Source organism: Streptomyces prunicolor, assembly GCF_045162825.1.
GTDB lineage: Bacteria > Actinomycetota > Actinomycetes > Streptomycetales > Streptomycetaceae > Streptomyces > Streptomyces prunicolor.
Map to the genome: position 1 here is coordinate 10337122 of NZ_CP108676.1, position 25933 is coordinate 10363054.

Below are 25933 nucleotides of genomic sequence, written 5' to 3' on the forward strand. Positions count from 1 at the left end.
CACCATTGCCTTCGAGGCTCAGTGGAACTCGTGCACCACCCGGATCTCGCCGACGATGTGGGCGTTGAACTCGTCCAGCTCCTCGGCCGGCACCCACAGCTCCAGAATCGTCTCCCCGCCCGCCTGCTGGACGGGGTACCGGGTCAGGAACTCCGAGTCCACGTCGAAGCGCGTCACGAAGCCGGCGCCGTCGTGCTTGACGTTCCAGTCCCGCGCGATCCGGATCGCGTAGTCCTCGTTGAGGACCGGGTAGAAGATCGGCTGCTCGGGCAGTCGGGGCGGCCAGGCGCGCCAGTCGAGCGCCCTGACCAGCTCCAGCTCCATGGGGCCGGTGGGGCGCCAGAGGGTCGTGGTTGGTCGCTGGTTCGTCATCGGAGGCGCTCTCTGCGTCGGTGATCAAGGGGTGGGAGGCGACGATATCGGCGGCTCGGACGGCACGGCCAGGGAGTTTCGCCCCGGCGACCGGAGCCTCTTCCCACGACCCGATCCCACCGCACAACGGGTCGCTACCGTCCGAACGCCCGCGCGGGTGTTGGGATGGGGGCGGCAGAAAGGGGCCGCGGTGGACGGCGACGGGGTTGGCGGGTCGGAGGCGGGCGCGACGGATCGGTTCGCGCTCGCGGAGCGGGCCGTGTCCGCGATCGGGTCGACGCTCGACGAGCGCAGGACGGCGGCGGAGTGCGCGGGGTTCCTCGTCGACGGGCTGTGCGACGCGGCGGCCGTGGACCTGTTCGCACAGGACGAGGCGCGCCCGGCACCGCACGGCATGCTGCACCCGATGGCGGCCGAGGGCCGCAAGGAACTGCTGGACAGCCTGCGCACCGCGCCACGTGAGGACGTCATGGTCCGTGCCCTGGACGCCGGCCACCCGATCACCACGTCCTTCACCACGAGCGACCACGGTGTACTCGCGGCTCTCTCCGTGCCGCTGACGGCCTGGGGCAAGGCCTACGGCGCGCTCCTCGCGATCCGCGAGGGACGGTCGTTCGGCGACGAAGAGGCCGCCGCCGTCCACTACGCCGCCCGGCTCACCGCCGCCCATCTGCACCACGCCGTCGAACACCACCGGCTGCGCACCACCGCCCTGAACCTGCAACAGGTCCTGCTCACCGAACCCAGCCGCCCCCACCCCAACGTCGAGATGGCCACCCGCTACCTCCCCGCGGGCACCGGCACCCTCGTCGGCGGCGACTGGTTCGAGGCCGTACGACTGCACTACGGCCGCACCCTCCTCGTCATCGGCGACGTCATGGGCCACGGCCTGGACGCGGCCGTCGACATGAACGCCTACCGCTCGATGCTGCGCTACGTCGCCTCCACCGACCTCCCGCCCCACCGCATCCTGCGCCAGATGGACACGGCCATGTCCGAGGAGCACAACCGCCGCCCCGCCACCTGCCTGCTCGCCCTCCTCGACCCGGACCGCGGCACGGCCGCCTTCGCCGGCGCGGGCCATCTGCCACCCGCCGTCTTCCACCGCGACGGCGTCGGCGAACTGATCCCCGTCCCCGTCGGCCCACCCCTCGGCACGGGCCTCGCCGACTACGAGATGACCACGCTCGCCCTCACCCCCGAGGACACCCTGGTCATGTTCACCGACGGGTTGGTCGAGCGTCGCGGCGAGGACATCGACGTCTCCCTCGCCCGCCTGGCCCGACTCCGCCTCCACCCCGGCCAGGGCGTCTCCCGCCTCCTCGACGACATCGTGCTGCGCCTGCACGTCCAGGAGGCGGAGGACGACGTGGCCGCGATCGCCGCCCGGCTGCGCCCGAGAAACCCCGCCTAGGAACTTCGCGAACGGGAAACAGCTACGGCACCGGTGTCCCCGGCCGGGCCGGCTCATGTGTCCGCCAGCCGTCCCCCAAGGTTTGGCAACACCTCGGCAACGCCCGGCTGGTGACGGTCACGGCTTGGCCAACCCCTTTCCGCACGTTGGCCGCAAATTCATCGCACGCCCCTGACACCCCATACCGAGACGGGCGGAGAGTGGTCCGAGGTCTGGTCCACGAGATCCTTCGAAGGTCCTCAAGAAGGGGCAATCATGGCCGAGTTGACACGTCGCAGACTTCTGGGTTCCGCCGCGGGCGCGGTGGGCGGCGCCGCGGCACTCTCCCTCCTCCCGCCGAGCGTCCAGAAAGCCGTCGCCGCCGAACCGCCGAAGAACGGCTCGCTGCGCGACATCGAACACGTCGTCATGCTGATGCAGGAGAACCGGTCGTTCGACCACTACTTCGGCACGCTGTCCGGCGTTCGCGGATTCGCCGATCCGCACGCCAGCAAACTCGACACCGGGCGCAGCGTCTTCTACCAGCCGGACGCGGTGAACCCGAAGGGCTACCTCCTCCCGTTCCACCTCGACACCCACACCTCCAGCGCGCAGGCCATCCCGTCCACCAGTCACGCCTGGTCGGTGCAGCACCAGGCCTGGAACAACGGCAAGATGGACCAGTGGCTGCCGGCCCACCGCGCGGCCGACGGCGTCAACGGCCCCTATGTGATGGGCTATTACACGCGCGAGGACATCCCGTTCCAGTTCGCGCTCGCCGAGACCTTCACCATCTGCGACAACTACTTCTGTTCGGTGTTCGGGCCGACCTGGCCCAACCGGCTGATGTGGATGACCGGTTCGATCGACCCGGGCGGTACGCAGGGTGGCCCGATCATCAGCAACGTCGCGCCGACGCCGTACCGTTGGACGACGTACGCGGAGCGCCTCCAGAACGCCGGTGTCAGCTGGAAGGTGTACCAGGAGGAGGACGACTACGGCACCAACATGCTGGAGCAGTTCGCCTCGTTCAAGAACGCCCAGCCCGGCTCCGACCTGTACGAGCGGGGCGTACGCCCGCAGCCCCACGGCACGTTCGAGGACGACGCCCGCAACGACCGGCTGCCGACGGTGTCGTGGATCTGCCCCACGAGCTACCAGTCGGAGCACCCGGACTACCTCCCGGCCGCCGGTGCCGACTACGTCGCGTCGAAGATCGAGGCGATCGCGTCGAACCCGAAGGTGTGGCGCAAGACCGCGTTCATCCTCAACTACGACGAGAACGACGGCCTGTTCGACCACGTCGTCCCGCCGACCCCGCCCGCGGGTACGGCGAACGAGTTCATCCAAGGCCTGCCCATAGGCGGTGGCTTCCGCGTCCCCGCCATCATCATCTCGCCCTGGACCGTGGGAGGTTGGGTCGCCTCGGAGGCCTTCGACCACACCTCGGCGCTGCAGTTCCTGGAGCGGTTCACCGGCGTCGAGGAACCGAACGTCACCGACTGGCGCCGTGACACCTTCGGCGACTTCACCTCCGCCTTCCGCTTCCGCGACGCCCGCCCGCGCTCACCCCGGCTGCCCGACGACACGGCGGAACAGCTGGAGAAGGCGAAGGAGGAAGTGGCGACACTGCCGAAGCCCACGCTCCCGGGCGCGGACCAGAAGTTCCCCCACCAGGAACGGGGCCGCCGCCCGCACGTCTGACCAGCCTCACGCGGTGAGCGGCCCTGGCCAGTGTCATTCGGTCAGGGCCGCTCGCGTGGCTGAGGTGGTGCGCTCGGCCTGGCTGCGGCGAACAGTACGACGTGCACCAGCAGTGTCCGACCCGGACCCCGTGACGGACGGCCCCGGCCGGTGTCATCCCGCCAGGGCCGCGCGCGCCGCCGACAGCGCCTGCTCGGCGTAGCCGCGGCCGAACAGGACCACGTGGACGAGCAGCGGGAACAGCTGGTGCAGGCCGATGCGGTCGGTCCAGCCGGGGGCGAGGGGTGCTGTTTCCTGGTAGCCGTCGAGCACCTCGGGCAGGTGCGGGCAGCCGAAGAGGTGCAGCATCGCCAGGTCGGTCTCCCGGTGGCCGCCGTGTGCGGCCGGGTCGATCAGCCGGACGTGTCCGTCGGCGCCCCACAGCACGTTCCCGTTCCAGAGGTCGCCGTGGAGTCGCGCGGGCGGCTCGGCGGGACCGGCGAGTCGGGGCAGCCGCTCGCAGACGCGCTCCACGACCGTCGCCTCGGTGTGCCGTAGGGTGCCCGCGTCCACCGCGCGCCGCAGATAGGGCAACACCCGTTGCTCGGCATACCAGTTGGGCCACTCGGCGGCCGGGACGTTGCGCATCGGGGCGAGCCCGATGTACGCGTCCGCGGGGCCGCCGGGCGGTGGCGCGCCGAACGCGGGTGCGCCGGAGGCGTGCAGGGCGGCCAGGTCACGGCCGAACCGGACGGCGGCTCGCGCGCTCGGCGGGCCGGTGCGGACGTGGTCGGTGACCAACCAGTGCTCGTCCACTCCGTGCACGGCGGGCACGCGAACCGTACCGGCGTCCGCCAGCCAGCGCAGCCCCGCCGCCTCGGCCCGCACCGCGCCGGGAGCCGTATCGCCCTTGACGATCACCAACTGCCCACCGTCGAGCGCGACTTCGGCGACAGTCCCGGACAGTGGACGCTCACCGGTCACCGCGACCCCGGTGAGCCGGGCCGCCGCCGTACCTGGAGTCTCGCGATCGATCACGGGGTCGGCGTACGGCGGGCGTCCAACGGGTCCCCGGCCGACAGGCCGGACTCGCGCAGCACCCGGTCGGCCGTCTCCTCCAGCGAGCTCGTCGCCGGGATCACCGTCTCGACGCCGCCCGGCAGTAGATCCAACGGCTGGTACCACTCCCGGAGTTGGTGCTCGGTGACCTCGTCGGCGATGGGCTTCGTAGCGTGCCGGGCCAGGGTCTCCTCGAACGGCACGTCGAGGTAGTAGCAGTGCGTGCGGTCGGGGAAGTCTGCGAGCAGGCCGGCCAGCATCTCGCCGTAATGGGGGAAGTAGAGGATGCCTTCCAGCACCGTGTGGAAGCCGTGTGCCAGAGCGTGCCGGACGGTGAGGTCGATCAGGCCGATGTTCGCGCCGCCGGGGATGTCGCGCTCGCGCAGTACCTCGCGTCGGAGAGTGTCCTGGCGGACCAGGGCGATACCGCGGCCGTACCGCTCGCGCAGACCGGTGGCCACCGAGCTCTTGCCGGAGGCGCTGTTGCCGCGCAGCACGATCAGGTGGGTGGGGGAGGAGGGCGTTGTCACCGGGGCACCCTATCCATCAGGTGGCACTGAGTGATCGGCTGTGCGCAAAGTGCCCCCGGGGGCCCGCCCAGTCTGCTTATATCGTGGGAAAATGGTGTGATAGCGGCGATTGGTGGCAGGGCCATGACGGACGCGGAGATCGACTACGCGGCGGTGTTCAAGGGGCTGCCCGGCATGGTGGCCCTGCTGACACCCGACCTGGTGTACGCGGACGCCAATGAAGAGTTCCTGCGTATGTCCGGCCGCACCCGCGAGCAGGTCGTCGGCCGCTTCCTCTTCGACGTCTTCCCCGACAACCCGAACGACCCGGCTGCCACCGGCATGCGCAACCTGGAGACCTCGCTGCGCCGCGTCACAGCCACCGGCGAACGCGACACCATGGCCCTCCAGCGCTACGACGTCGAGTCGACGACGTGCCCCGGAAAGTGGGAGCAGCGCTACTGGAGCCCGGTCAACGCCCCCGTGCTCGACCCGGACGGCAAGGTCGTCCTCCTCGTCCACCGGGTGGAGGAGGTCACCGAGTTGATCCGGGCCCGCGGCAGCTCCGGCGGCAGCCGTACCCGCGTCCTGGAGGCCGAGCTGTACACCCGCGCCCGCGAACTCCAGGAGGTCAACGAACGCCTGCGCAGCGCCCACGCCCGTGAACGCGAGGTCGCCCTGGCGCTGCAAGAGGCGATGCTGCCCACCCGCCGCCAGGGCGCCGGTCATCAGATCGCCGTGCGCTATCGGCCCGCGGTCGGCTCCCTGAACGTCTGCGGCGACTGGTACGACGTGGTCGACCTGGTCGGCGGCGACCGTATCGGCGTCTCCGTCGGGGACATCGTCGGCCACGGCCTGGCCGCCGCCGGTGTCATGGGCCAGCTGCGCAGCGCCCTGAGCGCCACCTCCCGCGTCGCGGACGGCCCCGCCGAGGCCCTGGACGTCCTGGGGCGCTACGCCAACGTGGTCGACGGCGCCGAGTCCGCCACCGTGGTCACGACCTTCGTCGACTTCGACCGGCACACCATCACCTACAGCAGGGCCGGGCACCCGCCACCCGCGCTGGTCCATCCCGACGGCCGCGTGGAGTTCCTGGACCGGGCCACCGACCCGCCGCTCGACGCCCGTCCCGACCCGATACCCCGACCGCAGGCCAGCACCGCCTTCGTCCGCGGCTCCACCCTGGTCCTCTACACCGACGGCCTGATCGAACGCCGCCACGAGGACATCGACAAGGGCCTGGCCCGCCTCGCCGACTCCCTGGTCCGCCACCGGGACATCGACCCCGAAGCGCTCGCCGACGCCGTACTCCTCGAACTGCTCCCGCACGGCGGCGCCACCGACGACACGGCCCTGATCATCGTGCGGCTCTGACCGGTCGTAGGCCGCTTTGGGTCATACGACGATGCAGGTCAGCGCCGCCCACAGCAGTGGTGAGTGCTCGATACGGCCGTCCGCGCGCCAGCGGTCGAGCTGCTCGCGCTGCCAGCCGCCGAGGCTCCGCACGGGGTCCTCGTCCTCGTGAGCCGTGTCGACGGCGACGATCGCCTCCGACAACGGTCGTACGGAATCCGGCAGTTGGGCCAGTCGGTGGAAGGCGAGGCTGGTCGGCAGCACCCAGCGAGTGGCGGTGACCAGTTCGGCGCCGTTGCACAGCATCGCCGCCGCCAGGCCGAAGGACTCGGCGAACCGCAGATCGCCGCCGCTCTCGCAGCCGATGAGGGCGACCCGGGGCGGCGCCGGCCAGATCCGCGCCCCCGGTTCGCCGTCCGCGCGCAGGGGGAGCGAGCCCAGGAGCAAGTCCTTGGCGGAGAGCGGGCGGTGGGTGCGGAGCGGCTCGGCGAGGCCGGAAGCCCCCGCGTCGCAGCACAGATGCAGGGTGCTGTCCTCGCTCTGTCCGCCCTCGACCGGCGCACCGCTCACATGCCCGACGTACAGCAGCCTGCGGGCGCCCTTGCGGAGTACCTCGCTCAGCCAGTCCCGGTCCAGGTCCGTGCGGCGGAAGGCTTCCGCGGGGGTGGTGACGGACGGTACGACGGCGCCCGCGTCGAGGCGGCGCCGGACCAGGGAGGACAGCTCCGGGTCGGAGCCGGGCGGTCCCAGGACCGAGCCGAGCGGGGAATCGGCGCGGAAGCCGGGGACACGGGGGTCGAGGACGAGAACGACCGGGCCGGTGGCGGTGGCCTGTGCTGTCGCGGGCGCCGGCTTGCGTGGCCGCAGTGATGCCGGTGCCGTGGTCACGACGTCCGCCAGGTCGATGAGCCGTACGTCGGTCCCGTCGTCGACGGCGAGCAGTTCCCAGGGGACTTGGGCGACCCGGGGTGAAGGCTGGATCCGTACGAGGGGACGGCCCGCCTGTTCCGTCACCTGGCGTATCTGCGCTGTCAGTTGCTCCGGCCACAGGGACTCGGCAAGGGTTCGCGCGAGTCGGCGCTCGCGTCCGGGCTCGGCCAGCGCGCCTTCGTCGAACGCTCGCCGCATGCCCTCCGCACCGTCGCCCGCTCCCGGCAGCGCGTCGGCCAACTCCCTTACCGCCTGGTCGACTTCGGCAGCGGGGCCGTGTCCGGTACCGAAGCCCCGGGCCCCGCCCGCCCACGTCCAGGTCATGAACAGGTCGCCGGCGTCGGCCAGTCGGACCTGGACGACCGGGCGGCTCGTCAGGTCGTCGGTGATCCAGAACGGCACCGCTTCCTCGTGCGCGATCCGCCGGTGATAGCGGAACTCGGCCGCCGCGATGTACTCCTGCAGCGCGACGCGGCCCGGCCCCGACTGCGCCGACATCCGCACCTTCGGCGGCGGCGCGACCCGCAGGCCGACCGAGGCGGCGGCCTCCGCCGCGACACTGCCGAGCGCCATCGTGCCCTCGGCGTGCTCGGGGTGCGCGTACGACTTCATGGCCGCACTCGGGAAGACCGACGCGGGGTCTTCGACCGGCTCGGCGGCGGGCGGTGTGCGGTCCAGGGCCAACGAGGCACCCGCGCAACGGTGTTCGGCCAGTTCGAAGAGCAGGCCCTGGTCTTGTCTGCGGATCGCTAGGTGGAACACCAACTGCATTGCCTCGTCGGCGAGTTGGAGCCACTGGCTGCGTGCGTGGGCGGTCGCGAAGTCGTAGCGTGCCGCCTCCAGGGCCAGTGCGGCGGGCAGGGCGAGGGAGAGCGCGGTGTCGATCGACTCCCGCGCGTGATCGCCGTGATCGGTTCGGTTGAGGTTGTCCTCAAGAGTGCGGGCGAGCATGAGATCGACCTGCGCGCACCGCTCGTACACATCCCGCTCCTGGTACACGTCCCGCGCCGTCTGGGCCAGCCGCTTCATCTCGTCGATGTCGCCCTGGTCGTAGGCGTGTTGGGCACCCAGCAGCATGGTGTCGGCGGCGGCGAGCGAGGCACCGAGCCGCTCGAACCGGGCCAGGCTCGCCGCCAGCAGCTCCTCCGCGCCGATGGCGTCGCCACGCCGACCGGCGAGAAAGGCGCGGGCCTGCTCGCAGACCGCCAGGTCACCGAACCACCGCTGCTGCTCGAAGAACGCGGACGCCTCCGCGAACAGCCGCTCCGCGAGGCCGAGTTCACCCCGATGCATCGCCGCGTACGCCCGGTGCGCGAGCAGGGTGTGCTGCCCGCCGGTGTCCCCGATCGCCCGGAAGCGCTCTTCCGCGCGGGCGAAGTGGTCCTCGGCCGGGTCGAACCGCCCGGTCGAGGAGCAGATCAGTCCGAGGGCGACCAGGAGCCGCGGGATCGTCTCCACCGCGGTCGTGGGCGTGGTCGACAGCAGCGCCGTCGCCTGGTCCTCGGCGGCTCCCCACTCGCTTCGGTCCATCAGCAAGTGCACGCGGTTCAGGCCGAGTTCGGAGGCGCGCAGTCCGTCGGGGTCGTCGAACTCGGGCAGCCTGACCGCCGCCTCGTCGAGACAGGCCAGCGCCTCGTCCAGCCGCCCGGTCCTGCGCAGGAGGTCGACTCCGGAGATCAGTGTCCGCAGCAGCATCTCCAGCCACAGTTGACGGCCGCGCGGCCCCATCGGTGCCGACGCGATGTCGTCGAGCAGCGCACGGGACCGCTTGTTGGCGTCCTCCGCCCCGGCCAGGTCCGTGGCGCTGAGCCGGACACTCGCGATGTTCTGGAGCAGATGCGCCCGCAGGAACCGGACGTCGGGCGAGTCGTCGAGGGACTCGGCCAGGGTGAGCAGCTCCTCGTGGACGGCGACCGAGGAGGCGAGATCGGCGGCCAGTTGATGTTCCTCGGCCAGGGCGAGACCGCTGTCGAAGGGCTCTCCGTACAGCGGTGTCACCACGCCGCTCTCATCCGGTATCCGTCCCTCATCCGGCATCCGTCAGTAGTCCTCATCGGTCGTAGCGGCGGCGATCTCGGCGAGGAACGGTCCCGAAGACCCTTCGAGCGCCGCTGTGTTGGACGCGGACGGCTGTGCCGCCGTCGCGAGCCGTCGTCGGGCCAACGCGCGGATCGCGTCGCGGTCGGCGCCACCCTCGGGCCCCGGACCCGGGTCGAACCCGGGCAGCAGCACACCGATCTCGATACGCGGCCGCGTCTCCCCGGCCGACAGATCCAGGTCCGCCCGGCCACTCCACACGTCGTCCCGCCGGGCGAGAGGCACGCGACTCGCACGGACGCCGTCGACCCCGACCTCCGCGACCAGCAGCGGCCCGCTGGTGCCGGGCGCCGCGATGTGCGCGACGACCTCGACCTCGATCTGCCGTCGGGCGCCGAGCGCGCGGGCGGTCCAGGACACGGCGGTCTCGGCGGAGTCGACGAAGCCGGGCGGGTATCGGCGCCAGTCGTTGGTCCCCGCGCCCCGCGCGATCACCCGGCCGCCCGCGACGAGCGGTTCGCCCGCGGCGAGGGCGTAGTCGTCGTGTCGTACGAACAGCGCGACGGGATCGATCGCGATCGGAGCGCTGTCCGGACGGGGCTGGGCCAGGGACGACCGAAGGCGGCGCAGCGCCTCGCCGTCCGACCCGGTGCTGTCCGCCGCGTCGTCGACCGTCCGCAGCACGCTCTCCAGACGGCGTGCCGTGTCCGTCGACGGCGGTGTGGCGTGCCACCACTGGAGCAGTAGGTCGAGGGCGGCTTGGTGATCCCCGATCAACTCGCCCACGCAGTCGTCGGGTTGATCCTCTTCGTCGTCGAACAGCTGCTGGCACTCGTGCGTGAGCGCGGCCAACTCCAGCCCGAGCACGTCCGGTTGGAGCGCGGGGATCCCGTCCAGGTACGACGCCGGCCACCACCGCGCCGCCCAGTGCCCGAAGCCGAGCCGGGCGGCGCCGCCCGCGAGCGGGGTCATGTCCGCGGGCACCCGTACATCGCTCAACTCGCCTGCCGCACAGGCCTGGACGGCGGCGGCGACGCGCTCGCCGTAGACCGCCCACAGCCACTGCTGCGCCCGCGCCACGTCATGTATCTCCGCCGACGGCTGCACCGGGTCCCCGAGGACGGGCCAGGTCAGAACGGCGCCCGCGACGTCGAGAACCGCACGGGTGAAGTCGAGACCGACACCAGGACCGGCGACTCGGACTGTGCCGTCGTCGCCGCGCACGACCTGGACATCCATGGAAGCCCGCGCCATCACGCGCTCCTCGACTCGGCCACTTCGGCTGCTTCGGCTACGACTTCGGGTACGGCAGTCGGTGCCGCCGATGCCGTCAACGTCCGCAGCGCCGACCGGACCCGGGCCCGATGGTCCATCATCACGGAGCGGGCGACGCCGTCGAGCACCGCCCAGGCCGACGCGGCATCCGCGAGCGGCGCGTCCCGCACGTCCCGTCCGTGCAACCGCACCCAGAGCCGCCGCATGTAGGCGGTCCAGGGCGTACGGAGATCCTGGGCGAGGGCGTCCAGCACCCCGCCGTCCGGATCAGGGCGGGGCGAGACGGTCATCCGGCGGGCACGGAGGACCGAAGCCTCCCTGCGCCAACGGCTGTTGACGGCCCGGTGTGCCGCGGTGTGCCCCGGCGCGGGCTCCTCGATGCCCAACGGGTCGAGCCCGACAGCGAGTTGACCGCCGAGCAGGACGGCGACGCGCAGCGTCTCGTCGTACATCCCGAGCGGAGCGCAACTCCGGCCGACCTCCCGCCCGACGAGTTCCGGCACCGTGGGCAGCTCCTCGCGCCGCGCCGAGGACTGGAGCACGACGAAGAGCCGCTCGAAGAGCGTGCGGTCCAGCGGCGCGGGCAGTGTGGCCGTCGAGGCACCCCGGCCGACCTCCGGGCGCGGCGGCAACTGCCGCTCCGTCAGCCCGAGATGGGCGGGCAGATCGCCCCGCCCCCAGACCCCGCTGGCGTGTGCCCACAGGGCTCGGCCGAGCAGCCCGCCGTGTCCCGCCTCGACCATGGACATGTACGACGGTGAGTTCCGCGGCCCCTCCGCCCCACCGCAAGCCTCCAGAACCTCACCCGCCAGCGCGACCGCAGTATCCGTATCGGCGGCCGGAACCGACAGCCGCCCTTCCCACGCGACGGCCAACTCGCCCTCCAGCCGCGCCTGTTGGGCGGCATCGGCCAGATATCGCTTCAGCGCGTCGACCGTACGGCCGCCGTCCGCGTCCGCGACCTCCTCGACGACCGCCCTGGCCAACGCGCCCGCACCGGAAGCGGGTTCGCCATGTTCGGCGGCCAACTCGAAGCACCGCTGGAAGTACAGATCCTGGGGATGGCCCGCCACGACGCCCAGCGCCCGGCGGGTCCGTTTGAGCAGGGTGAACCACTGTGCCGTGGCGACGAGCCGCGTACCGGACTCCCGTATCAGCGCGTCGAGGCGTGCGGCTGCCTCCGGTGAGAGGAAGTCCGCCGCGAGTTCGGGGTGCAGGGCCGGCCTGAGAATCAACGGCAGGACGATCAGCTTGACCGTCCGGGTCAGCGGGGCGCCACCGGGGCCGCTCAGCGATTCCAGGCCCGGCCCGAGGGCACGCCACGCGCCGTCGATGACCAAGGCGCGCGGTCGGCGCGCGTCGGTCGGCTGGCTGGGAAGCGGCATGTCAGGAGCGTACGTCGTCCGAGATCGGGCGGGCGAACCTGGGATCGGTAGGCGACCCGAGCCGCCTAGCGTCCACAGGGACAGCGGGAACCACGGGAATCCACCCCGACCAGAAGGAGCAGCCGTCATGGGAATCTTCGGGCGTCGCAAGAGTCGCGAGGAGCGGGCCGCCGAGATCGCGGGCCAGGTGGCGAGCGGGAAGGGCTTCTACGGCCGAACCACCCGCGCGTTCCTCGGCAACGAGGACTTCGCCAGGGTCCAGCAGTCGATCGGCGCCTACAACTCGGGCCTTGGAGTACAGCAGTTGCTCGCGGCGGGAGCGCCGACCACGACCGCCGTCGTCGTGTCGATCGCCGACACCGGCCAACTGGTCAACCACGACCCGGTAGTCGACCTGGTCGTGCAGCCGACCGGGAGCACCGACCGGATCACCCTCCACACCATCGTCTCCAAGCTGCGGATACCCCGCGCCGGCGACCAGGTCCTGCTGGTGGCCGACCCCGCGCAGCCCGGCGGTTACCTCTACGCGGGCGACGGCGTGACCCCGTGACACGGACACGGTTGGAACGGTCCCGAGGGCGGAGGAGGGGCGATGCGCAGTCGTACGAGCGTCTTCGTGGGCAATCTGCTGTTCATCGGGGTCTGCCTTTCGGCGGCCCCGTTCTTCCTCCTCGTGGGGTACTCCGCCCGGAGCGAGTATCCCGGCTGGGACTGGCCGGCGATGCTGTTCGCCTTCGGGCTGGTCGGCACGGTCATGATCCCCGTCCTGGCGCTCACCACCACACGCCAGGAATTTCCCCGGATCGCGCGCAGGAACCGCGTGAACATGAAGGGGGTGAAGGACGTGAACCTCCGATACCCGGACGACACCTTTGTGATGTGGGCACCCCGGTCCGAACACCGCGCGGCACAGGCGCAGTTGGTACGTGCTGACGTACTGGAGGCGTCATTGACCCGCTACCACCCCGACGGCGAGTCGACCTTCACCACCCACTACGGCAACTACACCCCCGACGAGTTCACACCGCTGGTCCGGCTGAGGCTGCGGGTGCACGACGCCGAAGAGACCGACGGGATCGGGGAGTTCGAGGTGACGGGGGAGTGGCGGGTGCCGTCCCTGTGCCTCTCGGCGATCACGGCGGGACGCCTGGTCGTCCTTGTCGACGAGCCGGCCGCTCCAGGGGATCGGCGAACGGTCACTCCCGACTGGCCGCGCAGCGCTCTGCTCGCGGGCACGCGAACCTGCCGGGTGATCGACCTCGAAGGCCGAACGACCGATGTGACAAGGCGAGTTGGCCGCCAGCTCCAGCAGATGCGGATCTCACGGGAGGTCGGAGGCGTCGTGATGAACGGCGACACGATCGACCTCCGACGCCTGGACCCGCACACGGCCGCACGATATGCGGCCCTGGCCGAACAGGACCGCTCCTTCCCTGAGGAGCGGGCACCGGTGAGCGAGCCGGGCGAGGAAGCCCGCCGGTTCGCGGACCAACTCCCGGGCGAGAGGCCCGCGTTCGGCTCGGTCGGCCGACGGTGGTCGCGCCGCGGTGGGGTACTGGCGCGTGGCCGCTTCCTGGAGATGCGCGGCAGGACCACCTTCCAGGACCACGGTCCCGTCCTCGACACGGTCCTGCGCATCCAACCGGCGGACGGCACACCCCCGTTCGACGCCGCCCGACGACTGACGGTGCCGATGGACTACCTGACGGTCCTCCACCGCACCAAGGAGATCGTCCTCGTGGTCAGCCCGAGCGGTGTCTCGTACGACGTCGACTGGGCCCGCAGCAGCCTCCTCGCGGGTGTCACCGCGGCCACGGTCATCGCCCCGGACGGTGAGGAGATCCCGGTGACGGGACGCCCCGACCTCATCTGGGCGCTGATGAACCTGCTGGCGTCCCAGGGCATTTCGATCACGTCGCCGGTTCTGGACCTGCGTAAGCGGCGGCTGGGCGCGGTGGCCGGTATGGCGATGCGCGTGGTGGGCCGCTAGCGGAGACCACGGGAGCCGACGACGCGGAACGTGGGATGGTCGGCGGGGTCCGGGAGCTGGCGGAAGGTCTCGGCGACGGTGGGGAAGCGGCCGAACTGTTCGAGATAGGCGGCGATCAGCGGCGGACGCTCGTCGGCCCAGATGGGTGTCCACCGCGCGCTCATCGACCTCGTACGACGACGAGTCCTGGCCCACGAGTCGCCCGACCGGCTCGCCGCCGACGTCCGTGTGTACGGGGCGGAGGCCTTCGCTCTGCTCGCGCAGGGCGTCGCCAACTATGGTGTACAGCCGCCGAGTTGACCGTAGCGTCGGTCGATGCTACGGGCAGGACTCCCCGAACTTCACCGCCGAGAACTCCACCGGCTGCCCGGTCAGCTTCGTCCCGGCCGACGGCTTCTGTGAGCACACCTGCCAGTTCGACTCCACCAGGACGTAACGCCCCTTACCGGATGCGTCCTTGACCGTGATCGACGTACCGGAGTCGAGAGCGTCGCGAGCGGTGTTCGCCGACTTTCCCTTGAAGTCCGGCATCGTTCTGCCGGCCTGTGCGGGTGCGGACTGGTCCTTCGCCGGGCAGGTCTCGTCGAGCTTCGCCGCGCCGAAGTCGAGTTGGGTGTCCGTGGACGTGGACGTGCCTGCCTTCACGTTCTGGGAGCAGACCTTCCAGTCCCGGTCGAGGATCTGGTGGCGGTCCCGGCCGAGTGCGTCGTGGGACTTGAGACTGTAGAAGCCCTGCTTCTGGGCGGCGTCCTGCGCGGACTGAAGACCCATGCCGACGAATTCGGGAACGGTCTTGGTGGAGCCCCCGGTCTTGGCGTTGCCGCTCGCGTCGGTGGCCGTGGCGGTCGAACTTCCGTTTCCGCCAGTGGTGTTGGGGTTGCAGGCGGAGGCGAGGCCGCCGATGACGAGAACGCCTGCGGTGACTGTTCCGATGAGCCTCCAGTCGCGCTTCTTCCTCGGCGGTGGTCCGGCGGCCCATGACGGCTGACCTGGTGGCGTAAATACGGAGTTGGACACGGTACGCCCCTGATGTGTGGATGAAGGGCCACTGTGTCAGACACGGAGACCCGGCCGCACACTGAGTGACGAACCGTGACAGGTTTCGGGGCGGTGTTCAACGGCAGACCGGGCGGATGGACGCCGTACTCGACGTGCTGCGCGGATCCTTTACCGGGAAGTCAAGGCCAGCCGGATCGCGGCTCGTGGTGTCGTCGGCAACGCCGCCTGATTCCTGGCTACTTGAGGTGCTGTCCCAGGAAGTCGACGATGTGCCCCATCGTCTCCTGCGTGGACCAGGGCAGGGCGGCCGAGGTGTCGCCGGTGAAGGACAGGTCGCCGTGGCCGGCGCCGGTCAGTACGTAGCGGGTGCTGTCGATTCCCTTGGCGCGCAGCGCGGTGTGCAGGGTGAGGGTCTCGCTGGGGGAGACCAGGTTGTCGGCGCTGCCGTGGAACAGGACGAAGGGTGCCGTCCTGGAGCTGATGTGCGTGCTGGGATCGGCGGCCGCGACCTCGCTGGTGCGGTCCGCGACCGACTTCTTGGTGCCGGGGCCGTAGACCCATTGGGCGGCGCTGTTGCCCGCCGCGTAGTTGGCCTTCTGTGCCGCCGTGTCGTAGTCGGCCGCCAGCTCGGACAGGTCGGCCGGGCCGAACTCGTCGACGACGCCCTGCACTTCACTGCTCTGGGTGAGGTTGTCACCGACGTCGAAGGACTTCTCCCCGTTGGTGGCGCCGGTCATCGCGGCCAGGTAACCGCCCGCGGACTGCCCCCACACGGCGACCTGGTCGGCGTCGATGGAGTACTTGTCGGCGTTGGCGCGGAGGTAGCGGATCGCGGACTTCACATCGGCGACGGCGTCCTTGTACGTGGCGCCGTCCTTGGTGGTGCGGTACTGGACGCCGGCCACGACATAGCCCTGGTCGGCCACGTAGGTGCGCTGACTCAGGTTGGCGGTGCGGTCCGCCATGACGAAGCCGCCGCCGGTCAGATAGATGACCAGTGGCTTCTTGCCCGACGTGGACGTGGGCACCTGGATGTCCAGCTTCAGGTCGCTCTTCCGGCCGTCGGTGGTCGGCGAGGAGTACGTGATGTCGTGCGTGGTGGTGATCCCCGAGGTGGCGCACCGGATCTGCGCACCGGTGGGGTCGATCACGGTGCTGGTGCTGGTGTCCGACTTCTTGATGGTCTTGGCCACGGCGATGCCGCCCGCGTTGCCCGACGGCATCGCGGTGGGTGCGCCGGTGGGTGTTCCGGCACCGGCGGCGGTCGTGCCCGTAGGACAGGCGGCCGTCTTGGCGCTGGGGCTGGATGAGCCGCCGGCCGAGCTGGTGCCGCCCGAGGAGCAGGCGACCAGGGCCAGCCCCGCGGTGAGGGTGACCGTGATGACGGCGCCGCCCCGCCGCCAACCTGTCCGCGCCTTCGTCTGGGGCGTTGCGTTCTCTCCGTGCATGTCCATGTCTTCTTCTCCCGCTGACGCGAAGCAGCAAACGGAGATTGAATCTCCGTTTCGTCCTGCCACCGTAACATCAAACGGAGAAGCTATCTCCGTTTAGGTTTCATGGGCAGCGCACCGGCACCGAAGCTGATCAAGGGGCGCCCAGCTCGCGCCGGTACGATGAGTCGGACGATTCGACGGCATCCGGAAGGCGTGACGACTGGCATGGCGGAGCCCGCTGGACCCGGTAGGCCGCCGCTGCGGCGCGACGCCGAGCTGAACCGCCGTCGTCTGATGGTCGCCGCCCGCGAGGTCTTCCGTGACCGGGGTCTCGCCGCGACCCTCGACAACGTCGCCCGGCACGCGGGGCTCGGTGTGGGGACGGCCTACCGGCACTTCGCCAACAAGGAAGAGCTGGTCGACGCGGTCTTCGAGGACATGATCGACCAGGTCGAGGCGTCCGCGCGGGAGGCCGCCGCCGATCCCGACCCGTGGCACGGGCTGGCGTCCAGCCTGGAGAAGGTGTGCGAACTCCAGGCGCACGACCGGGGGTTGCGCGAGGTCATGCTCGGCACCGGCAAGGCCGCCCAGCGACACGCCCTCGTCGCCCGGCGGATCAAGCCCCTGGTCGATCCGCTGATCGCGCGCGCCAAGGAGCAGGGGGCGCTGCGTCCCGATGTCGAGCAGCTGGATCTCCCGATGATCCAGCTGATGGTGTCCGCGGTCACCGACCGGACCGGCGAGCCCGACCTGTGGCGGCGCTACCTGCGACTGCTGCTGGACGGCATGCGCACCCAGCCGGACGGTACGGAGCCGCTGCCCCCGGGGTTCGAGTTCCGCGGCTTCGGGCCGGGCGCGTAGCGCAACACGCGCTTTTTCCAAGACGTCAGAAATCCGCAATAAATGTGAAGCGTTTCTTACGTCCCCCCGGTAACCGGTGATCTTCCCGTTTTCCGTAGGTAGGTTGTTCTTGCTCGGCGGCCCGTTTCTGTTGCCGCCGATTCCAGTGGAATCAAGAAGAGGAAGAATGGCATGCGGAAAATCGGGTTTGCCGGCGTGGCTCTCATTGCGGTTTCCTTCACGCTCACGGCGTGCGGCGGGTCCGACAGCGGCGACTCCACCCCGAAGGCGGCGGCATCCATGTCGGCCTCACAGCCGGCGATGAAGGCGGCGGACAAGGCGGGCATGTTCGCGGGGCTCAACGGCAAGAAGGTGTCCGGTACCGCGCAGGTCAGCGGATCGGGTGTCATGCTGTCGGGCTTCTCCTCCGACGAGGGCCCGGACCTGCATGTCTACCTCACGAACGGTACGGACGAAGCGGCTGTGTCGGCGGGCAAGCAGCTCGGAGCCGTCAAGTACGACCAGAAGTCACAGACGTTCTCGCTCAACGGCGTCGACACGTCCGCCTACAGCACCGTGGTCATCCACTGCGACAAGGCGAAGGCGGTATTCGGCGCCGCGAAACTGTCATGAGGACGCCCCTCTCGCGCCCGACTCTGATCGCGGCGGCCCTCGCCGGCGCGGTCAGAGTCACCCTCGGAGTGCTGTGGATCCATGAGGGGACGTTGAAATACCGGGCGCACTTCGGTGCGGCGGACATCCTGCTGGTGGCGAACAGCGCGAAGTCGAACAGCAGGGTTCCGGGATTCTTCAAAAGCTTCTCGGATTCCGTCCTCGCGGAATGGCCGCATTTCTTCGGCTTCGCGATGCCTCTTCTGGAGACATCCCTGGGTGTCGTCCTGGTCCTGGGCGTTTTCTCGCTGCCCGCGTCCCTGGCGTCCGTTTTCACCCTGCTGACGTACTGGAGCGCGGACCAGCTCATCACGGAGTATCCGATCATGGTGGCCCTCTCGACGGTCGTCATCGCCTGGCCGCTGCTGGCCTCGCGCTTCTCCGTGACGACCCTCGCGGAGAAGGCCGTGGGGCGAAAACGTCCGAACCTTGTGGTGTTCCAGGAGCCGTTCCGCCGCTGGCTCTGAGGTTCGTCCGACGGTCCGGGATCTCACATGCGGGATCTCAGTACGTCGACCTCGCAGCCCGGCGCGAACGGGTCGAAGCCGTGCTCGCTCAGCCAGCGGACGACCAGCAGGCTGCGCAGTGACCACCATGCGCGGATCACGTCGAGGTCGACGTCGGTGCCATAGCCGGCGACGACGTCGGCGAGGTGCTCCTCGTGTCCGAGCGTGAAGGTGGCGAGGTCGTACAGGGCATCACCCTGGCCCGCCTCGGACCAGTCGATGATGCCCGTGACCTCGTCGCCGTCGACGAAGACGTGCGCGATCTGCAGGTCGCCGTGGGTGAACGCCGGAGTCCATGGCCGGAGCGCGGCCTCGGCGATCTGGCGGTTGCGGGTGACGAGGTCGACGGGCAGGAGGCCGTTCGTCACGAGCAACTCGCACTCGTCGTCGAGTTCCGCCGCCAACTCCCGGAGGCCCCGGCCGCTCTGGCCGGGCCAGGGCGGCAATGGCGCGTCGTGCAGCTTCCGGATGGCGGCGCCCGCCGCGGTCCACGCCGCCGGTGACCCGGTCGACGGCCCGCCGAGGCGCCCGAGCGTCGTCCCCGGGAGTGCGGAGATCGCCAGCACGTGCGGTTTGCGCCACAGGACCTCCGGGGTCGGCACCGGCGCGCGGGACATCGCCTCGATCTCGACGTCGATGCGCGTCTGATCGGCGTCCACCTTCAAGAACATGTCGCCGACGCGCAGGGTCGCGCGCTCGGAATGGGCGACGACGACTTCGACCTCATCCATGGGCGACCAGTATTCCGGGGATGATCGCCGACGTCGCCGGGTTTGTCGCGCGCGACGAGGCGGCTGAGCGCGTCGCCGGCCGGTCAGCGCGTTGGCGTTCGAAGTCGCTGTCCCAGGCGGGGCAGGGCAGCGCTCAGGCCAGCCCGCCGTTGGCGTACAGCACCTGGCCGTTGATCCAGCGTGCCGGGCCCGCGAGGAACGCGACCGACTCGGCGATGTCGTCGGGGGTGCCCAGGCGCTCCAGCGGGGAGGCCATCGCGAGGTTCTGGACCGTGGCCTCGTCCTTGCCGTCGAGGAAGAGGGGCGTGGCGGTGGGGCCGGGGGCGACCGTGTTGACGGTGATGTCCTTGCCGCGCAGCTCGCGGGCCAGCACCAGGGTCATCGCCTCGACCGCGGCCTTGCTCGCCACGTAGCCGCCGTACGTCGGGAACTTGGTGCGGGTGACGGTGGTGGAGAAGTTGATGATCGCGCCGCCCGCGCGTACCCGGCGGGCCGCCTGCTGGGAGACGACGAATGTGCCGCGGATGTTGGTGCGGTGCATCCGGTCGAGGTCGTCGAGGTTCATGGTCGCGATGGGCGAAAGGGCCATGATCCCGGCGGTGTTGACGACTACGTCCAGCCCGCCGAACTCCGCCTCGACCGCGTCGAAGGCCGCCGCCATCTCGTGCTCGTCGGCCACATCCCCGCCGACCGGGATCGCCCGACCGCCGGCCGCGGTGATCGCGGCGACCGTCTCGTCGGCGCGGGACTTGTTGCCGGCGTAGTGCACGCCGACCGCGATGCCGTCCTGGGCGAGGCGTTCCGCGACCGCGCGGCCGATGCCGCCGGAGCCGCCGGTGATCAGGGCGACGCGGGTGGGGGTGTCAGTCATGGTGAGGGCCCTTCCGTGAGGTGGGGTGCTGCGGGGAGACGGGGATCTGCGTGAGCCACTGCCCGAGCAGGGCCGACTCCGCGGGGGTGAACGGTTCGGGGGTGAGATCGCCGAGGGACGAGAGCAGCGTGGTCGCGGCTGCGGCGCGGGTGTCGGCGGCCGTGGTGTCCGCCACGGGATCGAGCAGGATCGCCTGATGGATCGCGTCCCGGACCAGCCTCGACAGGCCGGAGTCCGGATACAGCGTGGGACGGGTGATCAGCGACAGGGACACCCCGGTGTTGGCCGACATGACCATGCGCGCCGCGATCTCCGGTGCGACACGGAGACGGCCCTGCTCGGCGAGCCGCTCAAGGTCCCCGCGGAGGATGCGCATCGCCTCCTCCGCCGCCGCGGGCACGGAACGCAGCGCCGGGGCGAACATCAGCTTATAGGCGTTGGGGTGCGCCAGTGCGAACGCGGTGTGGCTGTCCCAGCCGGCCCGGAGATCCCGCAGCGGGTCATCGGACTTCTCCGCGGCCCGCTTCGTCTCCAGGTACTGGTCCCACACGTGGTCGACCGTCGCCGCCAGGAGTCCTTCCTTGTCGCCGAACAGCCGGTACAGCACGGGCTGTTGGACCCCCGCCGCCTCGCACACCGCGCGCGTCGAGACGTCGCCGCTCGGCGACTGGGCGATCAGCTCGGCCGCCGCCTCGATTATCAGCGATCTCGTGTTCATGTAATCGACGATAACAGGGATCTGTATCACCGACAACAGTCTTCTGTTATCGGCGAAACCAAAGGGGCGCCCCCGCCGCATCGACCCGCGATACGACGGAGGCGCCCCTGGTCGCCGGACAGGCTCAGGACTGCACGGCGAGTTGGAAGGCCTGCGCGGTGGAGCCGTCGCAGGTCCGTTGGGTTAGCTGGACACTGTTCGTCGCCGCCGTGGCGGCCGTCAGGCACTTGCCGCTGTGCCGGGCGATGAAGTGGTAGCGCCCGCTCGTCTCCTTCACGGGCTGCCACTGCTGGTTCGTGCCGCCGGAGTAGGCCCACAGCTGCAACGGCGCGTTGTCCGCCGTCGAGCGGTCGACCACGTCGATGGCCTGCGCCGGGTTGCCCCGCGCGGTGATCTGCATGTACCCGCTGTCGGTGGAGCGGAACTGGTACTGCTGGGCCGTCGTGCCGTTGCAGGCGTACTGCTGGATCGCCGTCCCGTTGGCCGTCGCCGCCGAACGGGCGTCAACGCAGGTGCCGTTGCCGCCGTTCTGCACGGAGTACCAGGACGTCTCGGAGATCGGGGTGTCCGTCGGCGGCGTCGAAGTGTCGCCCCCGCCGAGCCACTTGAGCCCGTTCAGCAGGAACTGGTTCTGGGTGGCGCTCGCGAACGTCGACGACAGGCGCGTGTTGGTCGTGTAGTTCATCGCGTTGTGGCCGAAGTTCGCGTACAGCATCTTGTACTTCGTGTTGGTCCACAGGATCGGGTAATACCCGCTGTACCAGGACTGGTTGGGATCCGTGCCGACCGGGAAGCTGCTCGGGTCGATCGACGCCAGGATCTTGATGTCCGGGTTCTGCCGCAGATCGTTGGACCAGCTGTACCACTCGCTGACCGACGAGGTGAACGTGGCCGGCAGGGCGGCGGTGGGCGGGATCGAGTGGTCCTCCACTTTCAGGGTCACCGCGGTCGGACCCCAGGTGTTGGACACGAAGTTCCCCGAACCGAGGAACGTGTTGTGGTACCAGGACCAGCTTGCCGCGTCCGTCGTGAAGGCGGAGACATGGAAGCCCATGAAGCCGCCGCCACCCCTCATGTACGCCTCGAAACCGGTGCGTTGGGCGGACGTCTGCGGCAAGTCATCGAGGAACAGGACGACTTGGTAGGCGTTGACCCCGCCGTTGGCGAGCAGGTCCCAGTTGGTGCTGGCCGTGTAGGTGTAGCCGTTCGCCGCGGCCTGCTGCGGGAACCAGACGTTGGCCTCCTTGTCGAAGTCGATGTGGGCCGCGTCGTACGTGCCGCTGTAGAGCGCGAGAATCTTGAACGGGGTTGCCGCCGTGCTCGCCTGGGCGGCCGGCGGTACGGCCGCGAGGCCCAGCAGAGTCGCCAGCAGGAGGATGACCCGCAGGAGCGCACGAGTGGGACTGGATCTGACGGTGTTCATCTTCTGATCGATCCTTTCCGTGCGGTCTACGGGTAGTTGGTCAAGTAGGCGACATTGGTGCTGGAGTTGGAGGGTCCGCCGGTGCTGTTGATGATGTGGCTGATCGTGCCGACCCCGCCCAGCGAGACGGTCACCATGTCGTGGAACTTGACCCCGGACACGCTCGGCACCTCGAAGGCGCGATCGGCGACCACGCTGGAGTTGGAGCTGAAGTAGCAGTAGCTGCCAAGTCCCCATGCCTCATGGGTGGTTACGTTGGCGGCGACCTTGTAGGCGGGGTAGCCCTTCCCGGTGCCGTTCATCCAGGAGGCCTGGTTCGGCGGGTCGTAGGGCATCTCGTTCTGGAAGAAGTACGTTCTGCCGCCGTTGCCGTTCCAGACGACCTGGGTCTTCTGGAAGTGCTCGACGAACAGGCCGTACGCCGTGACGTTGGCGGCGTTGACGATCAGTCCGGTGTCCGCCGTGTTGGTGGTCCAGCCGACCGTGCCGCTGTTTCCGTGGTCGGCCCGCCAGATCCAGGTGTGGTCGATGATCGTGTTGGCGCTGTTGATGACAACGGAGTTGGTGGCCTTGCCGACCGTGGCGCCGCCGATGCGGACGAAGACATCGGACAACTGGGTCGGGTCGGACGCGTGCGAGGCGGTCGAACCGGACGGGCCGATCTGGACCAGCGTCGCGGAGTTGGTGGTGCCCGCGTCGATCAGCAGGCCCGCCAGTTCGATGCCGTCCACGTCGGCGGTGGAGATCGCGGTGATCCCGCCGTCCGGCACGAAGGTGGCCAGGCCCATGCCCAGCACGACCGTGTCGGGGCGCGTGATGTTGAGCGTCTGGTTGAGGTGGTAGACGCCCGGGGTGACCAGGAGATTCTTGCCGGCCGCGAGGGCGGTGTTCATGTCGGCCGCGGTGGCGCCGGGCTTGACGATGTAGAACTGGTCGATCGGCAGGGACTTGCCCGCCGGGGTCTTCCCGCTCCACGTCGTGCCGACGGCGTTGGACTGGAGTCCGGGCACGAACACCTGGTAGGTGCCCGAGCTGTCGACGTACAGGAAGGGCTTCTCGCGGATCGTCGGGGAGCTGGCGACGTTGGTGTACGTCGGGAAGGACTGGGCGGGTGCGCCCTGGTCGCCGACGAAGACCATGTTCCAGTTGGAGCCGGACCAACTGCCCATCGTGGAGTTCCTGGTGAGGAACTGCTGCTGCGAGCCGGACTGGATTTGGCCGTCGACCTTGGTGTCGGAGATGAAGCCGCCGCTGGACCAACCACCGTCGTCCAGCGCCAAGTTGCCGCGCACATGCATGCGCCGGTACGGGGCGGCCTGCGAGACGGCCCAACGGTCGGTGCCGCCAGTGGGGTTGACCGACAGGTTCTCGGCGTCGCGCCAGAAGTTCTGCGTCGCGTTGCCCTGGAACCAGTCGGCCTCCGCGTGCACCGCGCCGTTGATCGTCACGTCGTCCGGCGAGAGGCCGAGACCGGCGACCTGCGTGTAGAAACCCACGTTGGCGTTGGCGCTGTACGTGCCCGGCTTGAACAGCAGGGCCTGGCGGGCCGAGCCGAACTGGTTGGTCTGCTGCTGGGTGAAGACCGAGTCCAGCTTGGACTGGATGCTGGACGCCGACATCGACGGGTCGAACACCGTCACGTTGGGGCCGAAGTCCGGGGTGCCCGGCGGGTTCGTCGAGCCGCCGCCGAGCGTGAAGGACTGTGCGGCCGTGCCGTTGCACGTGTACTGCGCGAGCTGCACGCTGTCCGCGGTGGATGCGCTCGGGACGTCCAGGCACTTGCCGCTGTTGCGGTTGACGAAGTGGTAGGCGCCGTCGGCCTCGACGACCGGCAGCCACTGCTGGTTGTTGCCGCCGGAGTAGGTCCACGTCTGGATGAGCGCGGAGTCGGCGGTCGAGACGCCGGTGACGTCCCAGGCCTCGGCCGCGTTCAGGTTGCTGTTCACCCGGTAGTAGCCGCCGTCGGTGGCGACCAACTGCCAGTTCTGCGCGGTGCTTCCGTTGCACGTGTACTGCTGGACGGCGGTGCCGTCGGCACTCGCGGCCGAGCGGGCGTCGACGCACTTGCCGCTGCCTTTGTTGACCACCGTGGTGTACCCGGTGGGGATCGCGGCGGCGGCCGTGCTCGCCGCGCTCGCCGAGGCCTGCGTGGCGAACTCGATTCCGGTCACGGTGGTCGCCACGAGAGCGACCGCCGTGAGCGCTCTCGGTATGGGGTGGCGGCCGGTCAGTCTTTTCCGTCTGAGCACGGATTCTCCTGTGGTGATGGGGGGTTGGGGAGAAAAAGTCGGAGGGGGCGGCGGTCAGCCGGTGTACTGGGCGAAGATGCTGGTGAACTGCCAGTTGCTCTGGCTCACGCCCGAGCACGTGTCGTCGTTCGGGTAGGCGCCCGGGCAGGGACGGTCACGGTTGGCCGACCAGAACGTCAGCCGCGCGAGGTGGTGCGCCTGCGCGTAGCCGAGGATGGTCTGGAAGTCGGCGGTGGTGACGGTCTCACTGTTGTCGGTGATGCCGTTCATGGAGGAGATGCCCATGTCCCGGTAGGCCGCGTCGTCGCTGTAGCCGTACGCGTTCTTCAGCGCGGTCTTGAGACCCTCGGCCGCCCGCTGGGTGAGCGTGCCCATGTTCTGTCCGGCGCCGCCGAAGTCGAACGGCATGATCGTCCAGGCGTCCACGGTCAGCCCGGAGGACGCGGCCCGGTTGATCAGGCTCGTGTCGGGACCGCTCTGCCCGGTGCCGATGGTGACGTACACCTTGATGCCCGGGTTGTTGGCCTTGACGGTCTTGAGCGCGTCCACGGTCCGCTGCTGCACGGTCCCGTTGCTGTACGCGTCGGCCTCGATGTCGATGTCGATGGCCTTGAGCGAGTAGGCGCTGATGACCTTCTGGTAGGCGGCCGCCAGTTCGCTCGCGCTGGAGCAGGAGCTCTCCAGTTTGTTGCCGCTGTAGCCGCCGAAGGACGGGACGACGTCACCGCCGTTGGCCCGCACCGTGTTGATGGTCGACTGGTCGACCCCGCCGGTCAGCGCCCGGCCGCCGTCCCACTGCGGGTTGCAGTAGCCGTTGCTGAGGACGAAGGCCAGCGTGAACCACTTCACGCCGGTCGCGTTCATGACAGTCGTAGGGCTGGGCGGGTTTCCCCAGCCGTTGTACAGGTACGGGGCCACGGCCATCGGGGCGGTCGTGGGCGGGGTCGTGCCCCCGGACGCGGGTGCGGTCCACTTCTGGTTGGCGGCGCCGGAGCAGGTCCAGATCTGGGTGCGGGTGCCGTTGGCCGTGGAACTGCCGGTGACGTCAAGGCACTTGTTGGCGGCCGGGTTCACGATGTCGCGCGCTGCGCTGACCGTCCACTGCTGGTTGGCGCTGCCGCCGCACGTCCACAGCTGGAGCTGGGCGCCGTTGGCCGTCGAATTGCCGGTGATGTCAAGGCACTTGCCGAGGGCTCTGATGGTTCCGTCGGAGCCGACCGTCCACTGCTGGGCGGCGGTGCCGTTGCAGTCGTAGATCTGTACGGCCGTGCCGTCGGCGGAACTCGCGCCGGCGACGTCGAGACACTTGCCGCCGAGGCCGGTGATGGTCCCGGTCGCGGCCGAGGCGGAGGGGGCTGCGAGGGTGCCGACGGCCGTGAGGCCGAGGGAGAGGGCGAGGGCGCAGCGCAGGGCGAGGCGTTGCATGACGAGGGGCCTTTCGTCCTGGGGTGGGGGGTGGACGCCGCCGGCTGGAGGGCGGTGAGAGGTGAACACGCGTGTTCACA

General features: G+C 69.9%; 23 protein-coding genes. 8 read left to right on the forward strand and 15 right to left on the reverse strand.

The genetic code is table 11. The annotated features are described in order from the left end of the window. Window positions 1–18: 18 nt before the first annotated feature. Complete coding sequence (locus OG588_RS46715; RefSeq protein WP_405952602.1) at window positions 19–372, reverse strand: hypothetical protein; 354 nt, start codon at window positions 370–372, stop codon at window positions 19–21. Window positions 373–562: 190 nt separating this feature from the next. Between OG588_RS46715 and OG588_RS46720 the strand changes: the two genes are divergently transcribed. Next, window positions 563–1786 (forward strand): PP2C family protein-serine/threonine phosphatase, encoded by a 1224-nt coding sequence (locus tag OG588_RS46720; protein WP_405952603.1) that lies wholly within the window; start codon window positions 563–565, stop codon window positions 1784–1786. A 255-nt stretch (window positions 1787–2041) separates the two neighbouring features. After that, entirely contained in the window at window positions 2042–3469 is a 1428-nt protein-coding gene (locus OG588_RS46725) for an alkaline phosphatase family protein (protein WP_405952604.1), read from the forward strand. Window positions 3470–3622: 153 nt separating this feature from the next. Here OG588_RS46725 and OG588_RS46730 read toward each other — a convergent pair whose 3' ends face one another. After that, on the reverse strand, window positions 3623–4486 hold the full coding sequence (locus tag OG588_RS46730) for a fructosamine kinase family protein (RefSeq protein ID WP_405952605.1): 864 nt from the start codon (window positions 4484–4486) through the stop codon (window positions 3623–3625). After that, the gene (locus tag OG588_RS46735; RefSeq protein ID WP_405952606.1) at window positions 4483–5037 is read right to left on the reverse strand and encodes an AAA family ATPase; all 555 of its coding nucleotides are present in this window, start codon (window positions 5035–5037) and stop codon (window positions 4483–4485) included. The genes OG588_RS46730 and OG588_RS46735 overlap by 4 nt, the downstream gene beginning before the upstream one ends. A gap of 123 nt (window positions 5038–5160) precedes the next feature. Between OG588_RS46735 and OG588_RS46740 the strand changes: the two genes are divergently transcribed. Continuing rightward, a complete protein-coding gene (locus OG588_RS46740) occupies window positions 5161–6390 on the forward strand; it encodes a PP2C family protein-serine/threonine phosphatase (protein WP_405952607.1) in 1230 nt (409 codons plus the stop codon). A gap of 21 nt (window positions 6391–6411) precedes the next feature. Here the strand turns inward: OG588_RS46740 and OG588_RS46745 are convergent, their stop codons facing one another. From OG588_RS46745 to OG588_RS46755, 3 genes are read right to left on the reverse strand one after another with little or no spacing between them, the layout of a single operon-like run. Next, a complete protein-coding gene (locus tag OG588_RS46745; protein WP_405952608.1) occupies window positions 6412–9336 on the reverse strand; it encodes a hypothetical protein in 2925 nt (974 codons plus the stop codon). Window positions 9337–9339: 3 nt separating this feature from the next. Continuing rightward, window positions 9340–10590 carry a hypothetical protein gene (locus OG588_RS46750; protein ID WP_405952609.1) on the reverse strand — a complete coding sequence of 417 codons (1251 nt, stop codon included), beginning with the start codon at window positions 10588–10590 and terminating at the stop codon, window positions 9340–9342. Continuing rightward, window positions 10590–11996 (reverse strand): hypothetical protein, encoded by a 1407-nt coding sequence (locus OG588_RS46755; RefSeq protein ID WP_405952610.1) that lies wholly within the window; start codon window positions 11994–11996, stop codon window positions 10590–10592. The genes OG588_RS46750 and OG588_RS46755 overlap by 1 nt, the downstream gene beginning before the upstream one ends. Window positions 11997–12123: 127 nt before the next feature. On the opposite strand from OG588_RS46755, the gene OG588_RS46760 reads away from it, so the two are divergent. Then, on the forward strand, window positions 12124–12546 hold the full coding sequence (locus OG588_RS46760) for a hypothetical protein (RefSeq protein ID WP_405952611.1): 423 nt from the start codon (window positions 12124–12126) through the stop codon (window positions 12544–12546). A gap of 42 nt (window positions 12547–12588) precedes the next feature. Next, window positions 12589–13986, forward strand: coding sequence for a hypothetical protein (locus tag OG588_RS46765; RefSeq protein WP_405952612.1), 1398 nt, complete (start codon window positions 12589–12591; stop codon window positions 13984–13986). On the opposite strand, the gene OG588_RS46770 is transcribed toward OG588_RS46765, so the two are convergent. The 3 genes from OG588_RS46770 to OG588_RS46780 form a co-directional block, all read right to left on the reverse strand. Then, window positions 13983–14150, reverse strand: coding sequence for a hypothetical protein (locus tag OG588_RS46770; protein WP_405952613.1), 168 nt, complete (start codon window positions 14148–14150; stop codon window positions 13983–13985). The two genes, OG588_RS46765 and OG588_RS46770, sit on opposite strands and share 4 nt — an antisense overlap. Before the next feature lie 154 nt (window positions 14151–14304). Further along, window positions 14305–15003, reverse strand: coding sequence for a PASTA domain-containing protein (locus tag OG588_RS46775; protein WP_405952614.1), 699 nt, complete (start codon window positions 15001–15003; stop codon window positions 14305–14307). Window positions 15004–15221: 218 nt separating this feature from the next. Beyond that, window positions 15222–16439 carry a prolyl oligopeptidase family serine peptidase gene (locus OG588_RS46780; protein ID WP_405952615.1) on the reverse strand — a complete coding sequence of 406 codons (1218 nt, stop codon included), beginning with the start codon at window positions 16437–16439 and terminating at the stop codon, window positions 15222–15224. A gap of 204 nt (window positions 16440–16643) precedes the next feature. On the opposite strand from OG588_RS46780, the gene OG588_RS46785 reads away from it, so the two are divergent. The 3 genes from OG588_RS46785 to OG588_RS46795 all read left to right on the forward strand — a co-directional run bounded on the left by OG588_RS46785 (window position 16644) and on the right by OG588_RS46795 (window position 18397). Next, a complete protein-coding gene (locus OG588_RS46785) occupies window positions 16644–17279 on the forward strand; it encodes a TetR/AcrR family transcriptional regulator (protein WP_405952616.1) in 636 nt (211 codons plus the stop codon). Window positions 17280–17474: 195 nt separating this feature from the next. After that, complete coding sequence (locus OG588_RS46790; protein ID WP_405952617.1) at window positions 17475–17891, forward strand: DM13 domain-containing protein; 417 nt, start codon at window positions 17475–17477, stop codon at window positions 17889–17891. Then, window positions 17888–18397 (forward strand): hypothetical protein, encoded by a 510-nt coding sequence (locus OG588_RS46795; protein ID WP_405952618.1) that lies wholly within the window; start codon window positions 17888–17890, stop codon window positions 18395–18397. The genes OG588_RS46790 and OG588_RS46795 overlap by 4 nt, the downstream gene beginning before the upstream one ends. A gap of 23 nt (window positions 18398–18420) precedes the next feature. On the opposite strand, the gene OG588_RS46800 is transcribed toward OG588_RS46795, so the two are convergent. The 6 genes from OG588_RS46800 to OG588_RS46825 all read right to left on the reverse strand — a co-directional run bounded on the left by OG588_RS46800 (window position 18421) and on the right by OG588_RS46825 (window position 25853). Continuing rightward, window positions 18421–19167: a phosphotransferase family protein gene (locus OG588_RS46800; RefSeq protein ID WP_405952619.1), complete on the reverse strand. Its 747-nt coding sequence runs from the start codon at window positions 19165–19167 to the stop codon at window positions 18421–18423. A gap of 133 nt (window positions 19168–19300) precedes the next feature. Continuing rightward, the gene (locus tag OG588_RS46805; protein WP_405952620.1) at window positions 19301–20038 is read right to left on the reverse strand and encodes an SDR family oxidoreductase; all 738 of its coding nucleotides are present in this window, start codon (window positions 20036–20038) and stop codon (window positions 19301–19303) included. Continuing rightward, the gene (locus OG588_RS46810) at window positions 20031–20756 is read right to left on the reverse strand and encodes a TetR/AcrR family transcriptional regulator (RefSeq protein ID WP_405952621.1); all 726 of its coding nucleotides are present in this window, start codon (window positions 20754–20756) and stop codon (window positions 20031–20033) included. Before OG588_RS46810 ends, OG588_RS46805 begins: the two co-directional genes overlap by 8 nt. Before the next feature lie 124 nt (window positions 20757–20880). Beyond that, window positions 20881–22179, reverse strand: coding sequence for a ThuA domain-containing protein (locus tag OG588_RS46815; protein ID WP_405952622.1), 1299 nt, complete (start codon window positions 22177–22179; stop codon window positions 20881–20883). A 26-nt stretch (window positions 22180–22205) separates the two neighbouring features. Next, a complete protein-coding gene (locus tag OG588_RS46820; protein WP_405952623.1) occupies window positions 22206–24428 on the reverse strand; it encodes an RICIN domain-containing protein in 2223 nt (740 codons plus the stop codon). A gap of 54 nt (window positions 24429–24482) precedes the next feature. Further along, complete coding sequence (locus OG588_RS46825) at window positions 24483–25853, reverse strand: ricin-type beta-trefoil lectin domain protein (protein WP_405952624.1); 1371 nt, start codon at window positions 25851–25853, stop codon at window positions 24483–24485. Between the last annotated feature and the right edge of the window lie 80 nt (window positions 25854–25933).

Excerpts from the sequence above, each read along its gene's own strand:
- OG588_RS46715 (WP_405952602.1), bottom strand. The coding sequence starts at position 372 with ATGACGAACCAGCGACCAACCACGACCCTCTGGCGCCCCACCGGCCCC.
- OG588_RS46725 (WP_405952604.1), top strand. The coding sequence starts at position 2,042 with ATGGCCGAGTTGACACGTCGCAGACTTCTGGGTTCCGCCGCGGGCGCG.
- OG588_RS46740 (WP_405952607.1), top strand. The coding sequence starts at position 5,161 with ATGACGGACGCGGAGATCGACTACGCGGCGGTGTTCAAGGGGCTGCCC.
- OG588_RS46745 (WP_405952608.1), bottom strand. The coding sequence starts at position 9,336 with ATGCCGGATGAGGGACGGATACCGGATGAGAGCGGCGTGGTGACACCG.
- OG588_RS46750 (WP_405952609.1), bottom strand. The coding sequence starts at position 10,590 with ATGGCGCGGGCTTCCATGGATGTCCAGGTCGTGCGCGGCGACGACGGC.
- OG588_RS46755 (WP_405952610.1), bottom strand. The coding sequence starts at position 11,996 with ATGCCGCTTCCCAGCCAGCCGACCGACGCGCGCCGACCGCGCGCCTTG.
- OG588_RS46760 (WP_405952611.1), top strand. The coding sequence starts at position 12,124 with ATGGGAATCTTCGGGCGTCGCAAGAGTCGCGAGGAGCGGGCCGCCGAG.
- OG588_RS46765 (WP_405952612.1), top strand. The coding sequence starts at position 12,589 with ATGCGCAGTCGTACGAGCGTCTTCGTGGGCAATCTGCTGTTCATCGGG.
- OG588_RS46770 (WP_405952613.1), bottom strand. The coding sequence starts at position 14,150 with ATGAGCGCGCGGTGGACACCCATCTGGGCCGACGAGCGTCCGCCGCTG.
- OG588_RS46780 (WP_405952615.1), bottom strand. The coding sequence starts at position 16,439 with ATGGACATGCACGGAGAGAACGCAACGCCCCAGACGAAGGCGCGGACA.
- OG588_RS46785 (WP_405952616.1), top strand. The coding sequence starts at position 16,644 with ATGGCGGAGCCCGCTGGACCCGGTAGGCCGCCGCTGCGGCGCGACGCC.
- OG588_RS46795 (WP_405952618.1), top strand. The coding sequence starts at position 17,888 with ATGAGGACGCCCCTCTCGCGCCCGACTCTGATCGCGGCGGCCCTCGCC.
- OG588_RS46800 (WP_405952619.1), bottom strand. The coding sequence starts at position 19,167 with ATGGATGAGGTCGAAGTCGTCGTCGCCCATTCCGAGCGCGCGACCCTG.
- OG588_RS46805 (WP_405952620.1), bottom strand. The coding sequence starts at position 20,038 with ATGACTGACACCCCCACCCGCGTCGCCCTGATCACCGGCGGCTCCGGC.
- OG588_RS46810 (WP_405952621.1), bottom strand. The coding sequence starts at position 20,756 with ATGAACACGAGATCGCTGATAATCGAGGCGGCGGCCGAGCTGATCGCC.
- OG588_RS46815 (WP_405952622.1), bottom strand. The coding sequence starts at position 22,179 with ATGAACACCGTCAGATCCAGTCCCACTCGTGCGCTCCTGCGGGTCATC.
- OG588_RS46825 (WP_405952624.1), bottom strand. The coding sequence starts at position 25,853 with ATGCAACGCCTCGCCCTGCGCTGCGCCCTCGCCCTCTCCCTCGGCCTC.